The 14,812-nt window shown below is 71.4% G+C and carries 9 protein-coding genes; 8 read left to right on the forward strand and 1 reads right to left on the reverse strand.

Annotated features, from left to right (window positions below; genetic code table 11):
- Positions 1–264 precede the first annotated feature (264 nt).
- The gene (locus tag B7767_RS14490) at positions 265–2,769 is read right to left on the reverse strand and encodes a DEAD/DEAH box helicase (RefSeq protein ID WP_085572553.1); all 2,505 of its coding nucleotides are present in this window, start codon (positions 2,767–2,769) and stop codon (positions 265–267) included.
- 79 nt (positions 2,770–2,848) lie between these two features.
- On the opposite strand from B7767_RS14490, the gene bldG reads away from it, so the two are divergent.
- The 8 genes from bldG to tmk all read left to right on the forward strand — a co-directional run.
- On the forward strand, positions 2,849–3,190 hold the full coding sequence (gene bldG, locus B7767_RS14495; RefSeq protein WP_003991900.1) for an anti-sigma factor antagonist BldG: 342 nt from the start codon (positions 2,849–2,851) through the stop codon (positions 3,188–3,190).
- A gap of 111 nt (positions 3,191–3,301) precedes the next feature.
- On the forward strand, positions 3,302–3,739 hold the full coding sequence (locus tag B7767_RS14500) for an ATP-binding protein (protein WP_085572554.1): 438 nt from the start codon (positions 3,302–3,304) through the stop codon (positions 3,737–3,739).
- Positions 3,740–4,057: 318 nt separating this feature from the next.
- Positions 4,058–6,463 (forward strand): sodium-translocating pyrophosphatase, encoded by a 2,406-nt coding sequence (locus B7767_RS14505; RefSeq protein ID WP_085572555.1) that lies wholly within the window; start codon positions 4,058–4,060, stop codon positions 6,461–6,463.
- A 193-nt stretch (positions 6,464–6,656) separates the two neighbouring features.
- Entirely contained in the window at positions 6,657–7,247 is a 591-nt protein-coding gene (locus B7767_RS14510; protein ID WP_179167151.1) for a small secreted protein, read from the forward strand.
- A gap of 36 nt (positions 7,248–7,283) precedes the next feature.
- The gene (locus B7767_RS14515; RefSeq protein ID WP_179167152.1) at positions 7,284–8,813 is read left to right on the forward strand and encodes a methyltransferase; all 1,530 of its coding nucleotides are present in this window, start codon (positions 7,284–7,286) and stop codon (positions 8,811–8,813) included.
- A 287-nt stretch (positions 8,814–9,100) separates the two neighbouring features.
- Positions 9,101–9,298 carry a hypothetical protein gene (locus B7767_RS14520; RefSeq protein WP_030863304.1) on the forward strand — a complete coding sequence of 66 codons (198 nt, stop codon included), beginning with the start codon at positions 9,101–9,103 and terminating at the stop codon, positions 9,296–9,298.
- A 246-nt stretch (positions 9,299–9,544) separates the two neighbouring features.
- Positions 9,545–12,361: a type I DNA topoisomerase gene (gene topA / locus B7767_RS14525; RefSeq protein WP_085572557.1), complete on the forward strand. Its 2,817-nt coding sequence runs from the start codon at positions 9,545–9,547 to the stop codon at positions 12,359–12,361.
- 157 nt (positions 12,362–12,518) lie between these two features.
- A partial coding sequence (gene tmk, locus B7767_RS14530) for a dTMP kinase (protein ID WP_085572558.1) occupies positions 12,519–14,812 on the forward strand: 2,294 nt, incomplete at its 3' end.

Genomic DNA, 14,812 nt, shown 5'->3' on the forward strand with positions numbered 1-14,812 from the left:
CGGGGCCTGCGGGTCCGGCGGAACCTCCGCGCCCGGGTCCGGCTCCGGGCGGGCCCGGGACGTCGGGGCCGGCCCAGGGCCCCGCTCGGGCGCCGTGAGCAGCCCCGGCTCCGGACCAGGCGCGGAGCCGGAACAGGGCCCGGTTCCGGCTCAAGCCCGGATTCCGCTTCAGGACTGCGTTCCGCATCAGGCTCGGGTGCCGGTGCCGGTGCCGGTGCCGGTGCCGGTGCCGGTGTCGGGCTCGGGCGCCGGCGCTGTGCCCGGCTACGCCCCCGCGGTCCCGGCCGCCCCCGCGGCATCCTCCGTGCCCTCCGGCTTCTCCGCCGGTGTGCCCTCCAGCAGCACGGTGAGGAGTCGTACCGCACCTCGCTTGTGCAGTGGGTCGTTGCCGTTGCCGCACTTGGGGGACTGGATGCAGGAGGGGCAGCCGGCGTCGCACTCGCAGGAGGCGATGGCCTGGCGGGTGGCGGTGAGCCAGGCGCGGGCGGTGCGGAAGGCGCGCTCCGCGAAGCCCGCGCCGCCCGGATGGCCGTCGTAGACGAAGACCGTGGGCAGCAGCGTGTCGGGGTGCAGCGGGACCGAGACGCCGCCGATGTCCCAGCGGTCGCAGGTCGCGAAGAGCGGCAGCATGCCGATCGACGCGTGCTCGGCGGCGTGCAGGGCACCACCGAGGATCTCCGGGGTGATCCGGGCCCGGTCCAGCTGGTCCTCGGTGACCGTCCACCACACCGCGCGGGTGCGCAGCGTGCGAGGAGGGAGGTCGAGCTTCGTCTCGCCCAGTACTTCGCCGGTGATGACCCGCCGGCGGAGGAAGGAGACCACTTGGTTGGTGACCTCGACGGAGCCGTAGCACAGGCGGCCGTCGCCCCACGGGATCTCGCTGTCCGTCTCCAGCACGGAGACCGACGTCGTGTCCCGGGCCACCGTCGTGTACGTCGGGGTGGCCCGCTCGACCAGGGCCACGGAGTCCTCCAGGTCGAGCGAGCGGACGAGATACGTCAGGCCCTGGTGCAGGTGGACCGCGCCCTCGTGGACGCTCGTGTGGGCCGCGCCCGCGTCGACCGTGCCGAGCAGCCTGCCCGTGCCGGCCTCGACGACCTGGACCGGCCGGCCGCCCTGCCCCCGGATGTCGGTCAGGTCGGCGGCCCGCTCCCGGCGGGTCCAGTGCCAGGCCCTGGTCCGCCGGCGCAGCAGCTTCGCGGCCTCCAGTTGCGGGAGCAGCTCCTCGGCGGCCGGGCCGAACAGGTCCAGGTCCTCCTCGGTCAGCGGCAGTTCCTCGGCCGCCGCGCACAGGTGCGGGGCGAGCACGTAGGGGTTGTCGGGGTCGAGGACGGTGGACTCCACGGGCCGGTCGAATAGGGCCTCCGGGTGGTGGACGAGGAAGGTGTCCAGGGGATCGTCGCGGGCGACCAGGACGGCGAGGGCGCCCCGCCCGGACCGCCCCGCGCGCCCGGCCTGCTGCCACAGGGAGGCCCGGGTGCCCGGATAACCGGCGATGACCACGGCGTCCAGGCCGGAGACGTCCACGCCGAGTTCGAGGGCGTTCGTCGCCGCGAGACCGAGCAGTTCGCCGGAGTGCAGGGCGCGTTCCAGGGCGCGGCGCTCCTCGGGGAGGTAGCCGCCCCGGTACGCCGCGACACGCCGGGCCAGCGAGCGGTCGACCTCGGCGAGGCGTTCCTGGGCGATCACGGAGATCAGTTCGGCGCCGCGTCGGGAGCGTACGAAGGTGACCGAGCGGATGCCCTGCACGGTGAGGTCGGTCAGCAGGTCGGCGGCCTCGGCGGTGGCCGTACGGCGGACCGGTGCGCCCTTCTCGCCGTGCAGCTCGGTCAGCGGCGGCTCCCAGAGGGCGAACACCAGTTCACCGCGCGGTGAGGCGTCGTCGGCCACCTCCACGACCGGCACACCGGTGAGGCGGCGGGCGGCGACCGCGGGCTCGGCGGCGGTCGCGGAGGCCAGCAGGAACACGGGGGAGGCGCCGTAGCGGGCGCACAGGCGGCGCAGCCGGCGCAGCACCTGGGCGACGTGCGAGCCGAAGACGCCCCGGTAGGTGTGGCACTCGTCGACGACGACGTACTTCAGCGACTTGAGGAAGGAGGACCAGCGGGGGTGGGCCGGCAGGATGCCCCGGTGCAGCATGTCCGGGTTGGTCAGCACGTAGTTGGCGTACTGGCGGATCCACTCGCGCTCCTCGAACGGCGTGTCGCCGTCGTGGACGGCCGCGCGCACCGAATGGCCCAGTGGTTGTGAAAGTTCCTTCACGGACCGGCACTGGTCCGCCGCGAGGGCCTTCGTGGGGGCCAGGTACAGGGCGGTCGCGCCACGGCCGTTCGGGGCCTCGGCGCCGTCCAGGAGTGCGGACAGGACGGGCATGAGGTACGCAAGGGACTTGCCGGACGCGGTGCCGGTGGCGACCACGACGGACTCGCCGTCCAGGGCGTGCTCGGCGGCGCGTGCCTGGTGGGCCCAGGGGTGTTCGACGCCCGCGGCCCGCACGGCGGCGAGGACCTCCGGACGGATCCGGTCCGGCCAGACGGCATGGCGACCCCCGCGCGGGGGCAAGTGCTCCGTATGAGTGATGCGCGAAGCCCGGTTCGGTCCGGACGCGAGCCGGTCCAGGACCGCGCCCGGGGCGGGCCCGGACGGGAGGTCCGTCGGGGGTCGATCGGATCGGTGATTCTTGGCCATCGGCACCGAGTGTGTCACTGGCGTGACGGACAATGGGGCCAAGGCGTCGTGCACGCCTGCCGGTAAGTGATTGAATGCCATCGCGGCTGGCGAACCGTCCCGGGGGCTGAGCCGAGATGCCCCAAGGGCGACCGCTCGATAGCTAGGTGCTGGAGGATCCGTGGACCTGTCCCTGTCGACCGAAACCATGGGCGATCGCACGATCGTCAGGGTCGGTGGCGAAATCGACGTATATACCGCGCCCAAGCTGCGCGAGCAGTTGGTCGAGCTGGTGAACGACGGCAGTTTCCACCTTGTCGTCGACATGGAAGGCGTGGACTTCCTCGACTCCACCGGACTCGGCGTGCTGGTCGGCGGCCTGAAGCGCGTCCGTGCCCATGAGGGCTCACTGCGCCTGGTCTGCAACCAGGAGCGTATTCTCAAGATCTTCCGCATTACCGGCCTCACCAAGGTGTTCCCGATTCACACCTCGGTCGAGGAAGCGGTGGCGGCCACCGACTGACCACCCCGCTCCCGGGCCGCGTGCCCGGGTGGCGGAAGAGAACCATGAGGAGGGCCGGGCTTTCGGCGGCCCGGCCTCTCCACAGCACGCCCGTAGTCGCGAGGGGGATGCATGGCCACCGTCGAACTCCGCTTCAGCGCGCTGCCCGAGCACGTCAGGACCGCCCGGCTCGTGGCGGCGGCGGTGGCGCGCAGGGCCGGAGTGGACGAGGCCGTCCTCGACGAGGTCAGACTCGCCGTCGGCGAGGCCTGCACCCGCGCCGTGGGACTGCACCGGAACGGCGGCATCTCGGCCCCCGTGAAGGTGCTGCTGATCGAGGAGGAGAAGCAGTTCTCCATCGAGGTCGGCGACGAGGCGCCCCACGCGACCCCCGGCGAGCGGGCGCCCGGTGACGCCCCGGGCGACGCCGACGCGGAGACCGAGGAGGACGAGATGGGCCTCGCGGTCATCAGCGGACTCGTCGACGACGTCGAGGTCAGCGCGGGGCGGCAGGGCGGATCGATCCGCATGAGGTGGCCCACCGTGCCGCCGGCCACCCTCCTCGCCTGACCGCTTCACCCGGACGGCGACCGTTTTTCCGAAGGGCCCCCTCGTGGGGCCCTTCGTCATGTGCGGGTGTCAGTGCCCGCGCTTACAGTGGTCTCGTGCGGTTGATCGCGTGAATTCGTTCACGACCGGCCGTGCCATGGAAATGCGATCACGTGAATGCTCCAAAGGCATTACCGATTTCCGGTCGCCGACCACCGGCGATCATTAAGGAAGAGTGCGTGCAGGACATTTACATTTCACGCGCACTGTTTTGATCAGCTTCCGGTACCTACAATCCCGTCCACATCTTGAGCTCAGCCCAAGCGTCAAGGAGGACGAATGGCGGGGCTTTCTCTCACACAAGAGTCGGGCCAGTCCACATCCCTCGCAGCCGCCGTGCTGACCGACGACAACCGCCTGCTCGTGGTGGTCATCGGCGTCGTCGCGCTGGCGGCACTGGTGGTCGCCGGAGTCCTGGTGCGCCAGGTTCTCGCGGCCGGTGAGGGCACCGACGGCATGAAGAAGATCGCGGCAGCGGTCCAGGAGGGCGCGAACGCCTATCTGGCCCGTCAGCTGCGCACCCTCGGCGTATTCGCCGTGATCGTGTTCTTCCTGCTCATGCTGCTGCCCGCGGACGACTGGAATCAGCGTGCCGGGCGGTCGGTGTTCTTCTTGATCGGAGCGGCGTTCTCGGCGGCCACCGGCTATATCGGTATGTGGCTCGCCGTGCGCAGCAATGTGCGGGTCGCCGCGGCGGCGCGCGAAGCGACTCCGGCCGAGGGCGAGCCGGAAAAGGATCTCACCGCCGTCTCGCACAAAGCGATGAAGATCGCTTTCCGTACGGGCGGCGTCGTCGGCATGTTCACCGTCGGCCTCGGCCTGCTGGGCGCCTCCTGCGTGGTGCTGGTGTACGCGGCCGATGCCCCGAAGGTGCTCGAAGGGTTCGGTCTCGGGGCCGCGCTGATCGCGATGTTCATGCGGGTCGGCGGTGGCATCTTCACCAAGGCCGCCGACGTCGGCGCCGACCTGGTCGGCAAGGTCGAGCAGGGCATTCCGGAGGACGATCCGCGCAATGCCGCGACCATCGCCGACAACGTGGGCGACAACGTCGGCGACTGCGCGGGCATGGCGGCCGACCTGTTCGAGTCGTACGCCGTGACCCTGGTGGCCGCGCTGATCCTGGGCTCGGCGGCGTTCGGTGACGCCGGGCTCGCCTTCCCGCTGCTGGTGCCCGCCATCGGTGTCCTCACCGCGATGGCCGGCATCTTCGCGGTGGCCCCGAGGCACGCCGACCGCAGCGGCATGAGCGCGATCAACCGGGGGTTCTTCATCTCCGCGCTGATCTCCCTCGTCCTGGTCGCGATCGCCGTGTTCGTCTACCTGCCGTCGTCGTACGCCGATCTCGACGGCGTCACCGACGAGGCGATCCTGGGCAAGGACGGCGACCCGCGGATCCTCGCGCTCGTCGCGGTGGCCATCGGTATCGTGCTCGCCGCCCTCATCCAGCAGCTCACCGGCTACTTCACCGAGACCACCCGGCGCCCCGTGCGGGACATCGGCAAGACCTCGCTCACCGGCCCGGCCACCGTCGTCCTCTCCGGCATCTCGATCGGTCTCGAATCCGCCGTCTACACCGCCCTGTTGATCGGCCTCGGCGTGTACGGGGCGTTCCTGCTCGGCGGTACGTCGATCATGCTGGCGCTGTTCGCGGTGGCGCTGGCCGGCACCGGACTGCTCACCACGGTCGGTGTGATCGTCGCGATGGACACCTTCGGCCCGGTCTCCGACAACGCGCAGGGCATCGCCGAGATGTCCGGTGACGTGGAGGGCGCGGGCGCCCAGGTGCTCACCGACCTGGACGCGGTCGGCAACACCACCAAGGCCATCACCAAGGGCATCGCGATCGCCACGGCCGTACTGGCGGCGGCGGCGCTGTTCGGCTCGTACCGGGACGCCATCACCACCGGCGCGAGAGACGTGGGTGAGCGGCTCAGCGGTGAGGGCGCGCCGATGAGCCTGATGATGGACATCTCCCAGCCCAACAACCTCGTCGGCCTGATCGCGGGCGCGGCGGTCGTCTTCCTCTTCTCGGGGCTGGCGATCAACGCGGTGTCGCGGTCGGCGGGTTCGGTGGTCTACGAGGTGCGGCGGCAGTTCCGCGAGAAGCCCGGGATCATGGATTACAGCGAGGAGCCGGAGTACGGCAAGGTCGTCGACATCTGCACCAAGGACGCCCTGCGCGAACTCGCCACGCCCGGACTGCTCGCCGTGATGGCGCCCATCTTCATCGGGTTCACGCTCGGCGTCGGTGCCCTGGGTGCCTTCCTCGCGGGCGCGATCGGCGCGGGCACCCTGATGGCGGTGTTCCTCGCCAACTCCGGTGGCGCCTGGGACAACGCGAAGAAACTCGTCGAGGACGGCCACCACGGCGGCAAGGGCAGTGAGGCCCATGCGGCCACCGTCATCGGCGACACCGTCGGCGACCCCTTCAAGGACACCGCCGGACCCGCGATCAACCCCCTGCTGAAGGTGATGAACCTGGTGGCGCTGCTCATCGCGCCCGCGGTCATCAAGTTCTCCTACGGCGCGGACAAGAGCGTCGGGATGCGGGTGCTCGTCGCGGTCCTGGCGCTGCTCGTCATAGTCGGCGCGGTGTACGTGTCCAAGCGGCGCGGCATCGCGGTGGAGGACGAGGACGACTCCGAGCCGGAGCCCAAGTCGGCCGATCCGGCGGTGGTTTCCTAGAGCCGGACGGCGGACACCTGATCAAGGTGCGGGCGGGCAGCGCGTATTGACGCGCCGCCCGCCCTTTCCCCGCGCGTGGGGCCCATGCCGTGAGCCTTCTCTCGCGTGGTGCAAATGGCTTCAAAAGTTCCTTATCGGATGTGCGACGGGTGGGTGTAGGCCATCCGGCGTGTATGTTCCGGGGCCGAAGGCCATGGAAGGGACCAATCCGGTGAACAAGAAGCTCGCGGCCGCACTGTCCGGCGGTGCGGTACTGGTACTGGCGCTGACGGGATGCGGCGGCGACGACAACAACGAGAAGCTGGACGCCTGGGCGAAGCAGGTCTGCGACGCGGTGAAGCCGCAGGCCGAGAAGATCAAGTCGGCCAACGCCGCGATCCAGAAGGAGACCTCGGACAACAGCACGCCGGAAGAGGTCCAGAAGGCCGACTCGAAGGCCTTCCAGGACATGTCCGACGCCTACAAGGCGATCGGCGCCGCCGTGGACAAGGCCGGGGCGCCGGACGTCGAGGACGGGGAGAAGAAGCAGACGGACGCGGTCAAGGAGCTCAACGACATCTCCGCGTCGTACGCCTCGCTGAAGAAGCAGGTCGACGGCCTCGACACGGACGACCAGGCGGAGTTCGCCGACGGTCTGAAGGACATCGCCGCCGAGCTGGACAAGCTCGGCAAGAGCGGCAGCGACGCCCTCAGCACGCTGGAGGAGGGCGAGGTCGGCGAGGCCATGTCCCGGCAGGCGAGCTGCCAGACGGCCACCGCGACGGCTGGGGCCACCAAGAGCTGACGCCGCGGGACGCGCCGGGTGAGGGCGGCGGCCACAATGGAGGGCGTGAGTGACGCCAGCCTGCCGCCCCTGCCCTCGTCCGACCGTCCCGAAGCCGCCGCCCGGCTGCGGGACGCGCTGCTCGGAGCCTCCTTCACCGCCGACGGACTGCTCGAACTGCTCGGCGCCCCCGCCTACGCGGCGCTGGCCCGCAGCGAGACCGTGCCCGCCCTGAGGGCCACCCGCGGGGACACGCCGCTGGAGATGCTCGTACGGCTGTTCCTGCTGCAGCAGCCCGTGCCGTACGCGCGCGTGGCCGGCGTACTGCCCGTGGACGTCTGCCTGGAGAGCGGATGGCTGACGCGCGCCGGCGCGGACGAGCTCACCGCGGCCGTGGACGTACGGCCGTACGGCGGGCCGGGCGGCGAGGACTGGTTCATCGTGTCCGACCTCGGGTGCGCGGTCGGCGGCGCCGGGGGCATCGGCAGCCGCGACGAGGGGGTCGTGCTCGGCGTCGGCGGGGCGTCCACGACCCTGGCCGGCATCACCGTCCGTACGCCCGTGGCCTCCGCGCTCGACCTCGGCACCGGCTCCGGCATCCAGGCGCTGCACGCCGCCCGGCACGCCACGCGCGTGACGGCCACCGACGTCAACCCGCGCGCCCTGCACATCACCGCGCTCACCCTGGCCCTCTCCGGGGTCCCGGCCGCCGACCTGCGCGAGGGCTCGCTGTTCACGCCGGTCCGGGACGACGAGACGTACGACCTGATCGTGTCCAACCCGCCGTTCGTGATCTCGCCGGGCGCCCGGCTCACCTACCGCGACGGCGGGATGGGCGGGGACGATCTGTGCCGCACGATCGTTCAGGAGGCGGGGGAACGGCTGAACGAGGGCGGGTTCGCGCAGTTCCTCGCCAACTGGCAGCACGTCGAGGGGGAGGACTGGCAGGACAGACTCAGGTCATGGGTGCCCCGCGGGTGCGACGCCTGGATCGTGCAGCGCGAGGTGCAGGACATCACCCAGTACGCCGAACTGTGGCTGCGGGACGCGGGCGACCACCGCGGTGACGAGGCCGAGTACCGGGCGCGGTACGACGCGTGGCTGGACGAGTTCGAGGCGCGCAAGGTGAAGGCGGTCGGCTTCGGCTGGATCACCCTGCGCAAGTCGGGCTCCGCCGCGGAGTCGATCACGGTGGAGGAGTGGCCGCACCCGGTCGAGCAGCCGCTCGGCGAGACGGTCCGGGCGCACTTCGACCGGCTCGACTACCTGCGGACGCACGACGACGCGGCGCTCCTCGAAGCGCGCTTCGCGCTGGCCGCCGAGGTGGTGCAGGAGCAGGTCGGGCTGCCCGGTGCCGAGGACCCGGAGCACGTCGTGCTGCGGCAGAACCGCGGGATGCGCCGGGCCACCAAGGTGGACACGATCGGCGCGGGCTTCGCGGGCGTGTGCGACGGCACCATGGGCGCGGGCCGGATCCTGGACGCCATCGCCCAGCTCCTCGGCGAGGACCCCGTGCTGCTGCGCGACCGCACGCCGGCCCAGATCCGGCTGCTGGTGGAGCAGGGGTTCCTGGAGCCCGTCGGCTGACACGAGCGGCGGCGGTCCCGCGGCGGTCCCATGAGGTACCCCGGCGGGCCGCCTCATGAGTCACGTCACTGTCTTCCGCCGCTTCCTTCACGCCGGCCACAGCGGCCGCCCCGGCCCTTTCGCACCGATCCGGAATTTCCGTGAAAGGGCCCCCGGGCCGGTTTCCGGACACGCGATCAGGTCCGTGGCCCTCCCGTTCACCTCCGATTCGTCTGCCCGCCGCCCGGGCGTGGCAGCGTCACCCCGGGGCCGGTACCGGCGGACGGGAAAGAGGGCATCGGGCGACCATGGAGAGCGGACCGGCGATCTTCGCGGGGATGGTGTTCTGCCTGTTCGGAGGCGGGTTGCTGGCCTGGACCGTGACCCGCGCGCGGCAGCACCGCCCCGTCGCCCAGGGTGTGAGCCCCGTCGCATCGGCCACCGTCGCGGGACTGTTCGCGATGATCTCCCTGGTCCTCGGCGCATGGTGTCTGACCCGCCTGTGAGGAGCGCGGAACCCTAACAGCTCCCGGTAACCGGTAGATAGCGCTCCGCATAAGCGCGGGCGGAGTCTGGACACTCCGGGCGGCAGGAACGGTGGTAGTCGGGTTACCGTTCGAGTGGCCGTTGCGGGCTTTTCCCGTTTGACACGGGGGCGGGATGTACCGTCACACTCCGCAGCGTCACCATGACCCGACCCCGGGGGAGACCGCCTGGGGAGCCCCAAGCGTCGACCGGAGAGAAGAGCGAAGTTGTCCCCGACCAGCGAGACCGCGAAGGGCGGCCGCCGACTCGTCATCGTCGAGTCGCCTGCCAAGGCGAAGACGATCAAGGGCTACCTCGGCCCCGGCTACATCGTCGAGGCGAGCGTCGGGCACATTCGCGATCTTCCCAACGGCGCCGCCGAGGTGCCGGAGAAGTACACCGGCGAGGTCCGCCGCCTCGGTGTGGACGTCGACCACGACTTCCAGCCGATCTACGTGGTCAACGCGGACAAGCGGGCCCAGGTCAAGAAGCTCAAGGACCTGCTCAAGGAGTCCGACGAACTCTTCCTCGCCACCGATGAGGACCGCGAGGGCGAGGCCATCGCCTGGCACCTGCAGGAAGTGCTCAAGCCGAAGATCCCGGTCAAGCGGATGGTCTTCCACGAGATCACCAAGGACGCGATCCGCGCGGCCGTGGCCAACCCGCGCCAGCTCAACCAGAAGCTGGTCGACGCCCAGGAGACCCGCCGCATCCTCGACCGCCTCTACGGCTACGAGGTCTCGCCGGTCCTGTGGAAGAAGGTCATGCCCCGGCTGTCCGCCGGCCGCGTCCAGTCCGTCGCCACGAGGCTCGTGGTGGAGCGGGAACGCGAGCGCATGGCCTTCCGTTCCGCCGAGTACTGGGACCTGACGGGCACCTTTGCGACCGGCCGCGCGGGTGACGCGTCGGACCCCTCGTCGCTGGTCGCCCGCCTGCAGACCGTCGACGGGCGGCGGGTCGCGCAGGGCCGCGACTTCGACTCCCTGGGACAGCTGAAGAGCGCGAACACCCTCCACCTCGACGAGGCCAACGCCCGCGCCCTGGCCGCCGCCCTGGAGAACACGCGGTTCGCCGTGCGTTCCGTCGAGTCCAAGCCGTACCGCCGCTCGCCGTACGCCCCGTTCCGTACGACGACGATGCAGCAGGAGGCTTCGAGGAAGCTCGGCTTCGGTGCCAAGGCGACCATGCAGGTCGCCCAGAAGCTGTACGAGAACGGCTACATCACCTACATGCGTACGGACTCGACGACCCTGAGCGAGACGGCGGTCGCCGCCGCCCGCGCCCAGGTGACTCAGTTGTACGGCGCCGACTACCTGCCCCCGCAGCCGCGCACCTACGCGGGCAAGGTCAAGAACGCGCAGGAGGCGCACGAGGCGATCCGCCCCTCGGGCGACCGTTTCCGTACACCCGCCGAGACCGGGCTGACCGGCGACCAGTTCAAGCTCTACGAGCTGATCTGGAAGCGGACCGTCGCCTCGCAGATGAAGGACGCCACCGGCAACTCCGTCACGGTGAGGATCGGCGGCACGGCGGCCGACGGCCGGGACGTCGAGTTCAGCGCGTCCGGCAAGACGATCACCTTCCACGGCTTCCTGAAGGCGTACGTGGAAGGCGCCGACGACCCGAACGCCGAGCTCGACGACCGCGAGCGCCGGCTGCCGCAGGTCACCGAGGGCGACGCCCTCACCGCCGAGGAGATCACGGTCGACGGGCACGCCACCAAGCCCCCGGCCCGCTACACCGAGGCGTCGCTGGTCAAGGAGCTGGAGGAGCGGGAGATCGGCCGTCCGTCGACGTACGCGTCGATCATCGGCACGATCCTCGACCGCGGCTACGTGTTCAAGAAGGGCACGGCCCTGGTGCCGTCCTTCCTCTCCTTCGCCGTGGTCAACCTGCTGGAGAAGCACTTCGGCCGGCTCGTCGACTACGACTTCACCGCCCGCATGGAGGACGACCTCGACCGCATCGCGCGGGGCGAGGCGCGCGCGGTGCCGTGGCTGAAGCGGTTCTACTTCGGTGAGGGCGCGAGCAACGGTGACGCGGCCGACGCCGGCAACGGCGACGGGGACCACCTCGGCGGTCTCAAGGAGCTGGTGACCGACCTGGGCGCGATCGACGCGCGCGAGGTGTCGTCGTTCCCGGTGGGCGACGGCATCGTGCTGCGGGTCGGGCGCTACGGCCCGTACATCGAGCGCGGGGAGAAGGACACCGAGCAGCACCAGCGCGCCGACATCCCGGCCGATCTGGCGCCGGACGAGCTGACCCTCGACCTGGCCGAGAAGCTGCTCGCCGAGCCGAGCGGCGACCGCGTCCTGGGCACCGACCCGGACACCGGTCACGACATCGTCGCCAAGAAGGGCCGCTACGGCCCGTACGTCACGGAGATCCTCCCCGAGGGCACCCCGAAGACCGGCAAGAACGCGGTCAAGCCGCGTACGGCCTCCCTCTTCAAGTCGATGTCCCTGGACACGGTGACGCTGGACGACGCGCTCAAGCTGATGTCGCTGCCGCGCGTGGTCGGTGCGGACGCCGAGGGCCAGGAGATCACGGCGCAGAACGGCCGCTACGGGCCGTACCTGAAGAAGGGCACCGACTCGCGGTCGCTGCAGTCCGAGGAGCAGCTCTTCACGATCACGCTGGAGGAGGCGCTGGCGATCTACGCCCAGCCCAAGCAGCGCGGTCGGGCCGCGGCCAAGCCGCCGCTGAAGGAGCTGGGCACCGACCCGGTCAGCGAGAAGCCGGTCGTGGTGAAGGACGGCCGCTTCGGGCCGTACGTCACCGACGGGGAGACCAACGCGACGCTGCGCTCCGGCGACAGCGTCGAGGAGATCACCCCGGAGCGCGGTTTCGAGCTGCTCGCCGAGAAGCGGGCGAAGGGCCCCGCCAAGAAGACGGCGAAGAAGGCCACCGCCAAGAAGACGGCGGCCAAGAAGGCTCCGGCGAAGAAGACGGCGGCGGCCAAGAAGACCGTGGCGAAGAAGACCACGACCGCGAAGAAGACCGTCGCCAAGAAGGCGACCGCCTCGAACGCGGCGGAGGACTGAGCCCTCGCGGGGGATCTTCGGTGATGCGGTGAAGGGTCCGCGGAGATCTTCGCCGAGGGTTCGGAATGCGAACGCCCCGACAACACTTCGGCGTCGGGGCGTGTGCATGCCAGGCGCGTCGCGCCGAGCTGTCGGCGCGGGCCGATAGGCTGAACGCATGACGCGAGCCGAGCAGCCAACGGCCCCTCAACCGCACCCCGACGACGCCCTCGTCGCGGACTCCCGCGAGCGTGCCGTCCGCGCCCTGCTGCGCCGACCCCAGCTGAAACGGCTGTGGAGCGCGCAGCTCGTGGGCGGGGTCGGTGACGTCCTCGCCCTCCTGGTACTGGTCCTCCTGGCCCTGCAGGCGGCGGTCGCCGAGGGGTCCTTCGGCGGTGGCTACCGGGGCGTGGCGTTCGCAGTGGCGACCGTTTTCGGGGTACGCATCCTGGCGACGCTGCTGTTCGGCGCCGTACTCCTCGGTCCGCTCACGTCGCTCACCTCGCAGGACGGACCGCTGGACCGCCGCTGGACCATGGTCGGCGCGGACGGCCTGCGGGCCGCGCTGCTCATCGTGGCGCCGCTGTGGATCGACTGGACGCCCGAGGACGCACTGGCCGTGCTCCTCGTCACCGCCTTCGTGACCGGGGTCGCCGAGCGGTTCTGGACGGTGTGCCGGGAGAGCGCCGCGCCCGCCCTGCTGCCCGCCCCGCCCCCGGAGGGCGCGACCGTGCGCCCGCTGCCCGACCACATGGACGCGCTGCGCCGGCTGTCGCTGCGCACGGGCTTCGTGGCGATACCGCTCGCGGCCGTCACGCTCGTCGTCGCGTCCCTGCTCAACAACCTGCTCGGCACCGGGATCGACTGGTTCGGCGAACACCGCGCGGCTCTCGCCTCGTACGTCGCGGCCGGGCTGTTCGCCGCGTCGCTGTCCGTCCTGACCTTCCTGGAACTGCCCGGCGCCCGCACCCCGCGCGCACGGTCCCCGCTGGAGGGGCTGCGCCGCCCGAGGAGCGCCGGCGGCTCCGACAAGGGCCGCACCGGTGCGATGCCGCTGCTGGTGCTCGCGTCCGCGTCCGTCGCCGCCGCGGTGTCGGCCGCCGTCGCCGTGTCGGTGCTGCACGCCAAGGACCTGGGCGGCGGCCCCGTGCTGTACGGCCTGCTGGTGGGCGCGCTGACCGGCGGTGTCGTCGTCGGTATCCGTACGGCTCCCGCCCTGCTGCCGTCCCTGTCCCGGCGCCGGCTGCTCGCGCTCGCCCTCGCCTTCACGGGCGTCGCGCTGCTGGCCGCCGGACTCGTACCGGACGTCACCAGCGTGGTGCTGATCATGGCGCTGGCCGGTGTCGGCGCGGGGCTCGCCGCCAACACCGGGCACACGCTGCTCGACCAGGAGGCCGAGGACCAGCGGCGGACCCGTACGACCGAGCACCTGCACGCGGTGGTCCGGGTCTTCGTGGCGCTCGGCGCGGTGATCGCCCCCCTGGTCGCCGCGGCCATCGGGCCGCACCGGCTGGAGAACGGCCGGTTCGTCTTCGCGCACGGCGGCGCCGCCTTCACGCTGATGCTGGTCGGCGCGCTGCTGCTGCCGGTGGCCGCGCTGGTGCTGGCCAAGGTCGACGACCGCTCCGGCGTACCGCTGCGGCAGGACCTGCGCGACGCGCTGCTCGGCGGCGCCGACCCGGACCAGACGCCCGCCGCCTCCGGCTTCTTCATCGCCCTGGAGGGCGGCGACGGCGCCGGGAAGTCCACCCAGGCCGAGGCCCTCGCCGAGTGGATCAGGGCCAAGGGCCACGAGGTCGTCCTCACCCGTGAACCCGGGGCGACCCCGGTCGGCAAGCGGCTGCGCTCCATCCTGCTGGACGTCTCCAGCGCCGGACTCTCGCACCGTGCGGAGGCACTGCTGTACGCCGCGGACCGCGCGGAGCACATCGACACCGTCGTACGGCCCGCCCTGGAGCGCGGCGCCGTCGTCATCACCGACCGGTACATCGACTCCTCCGTCGCCTACCAGGGCGCCGGGCGCGATCTGTCGCCGACCGAGATCGCCCGCATCAACCGCTGGGCGACCGACGGACTGGTCCCGAATCTGACGGTGCTGCTGGACGTGGCCCCGGAGACCGCGCGGGAGCGCTTCACCGAGGCGCCGGACCGGCTGGAATCGGAGCCCGCCGAGTTCCACGCGCGCGTGCGGGCCGGTTTCCTCACGCTGGCCGCGGCCGACCCCGGCCGCTACCTGGTGGTCGACGCCGGCCAGGAACCGGAGGCGGTCACCACGGTGATCCGGCACCGGCTCGACCAGGTGCTGCCGCTGTCCGAGGCCGAGATCCAGGCCCGCGAGGAGGCACGCCGCAAGGCCGAGGAGGAGGCCCGCCGCAAGGCGGAGGAGGAGGCGGCCCGCAAGGCCGAGGAGGAGCGCCTGGAGCGCGAGCGCGAGGAGCAGCTCGCGCGGCTGCGCGCCGAGGAGGAGGAGCG

It is taken from the genome of Streptomyces sp. 13-12-16, assembly GCF_002114215.1.
In the GTDB taxonomy this organism is placed as follows: domain Bacteria; phylum Actinomycetota; class Actinomycetes; order Streptomycetales; family Streptomycetaceae; genus Streptomyces.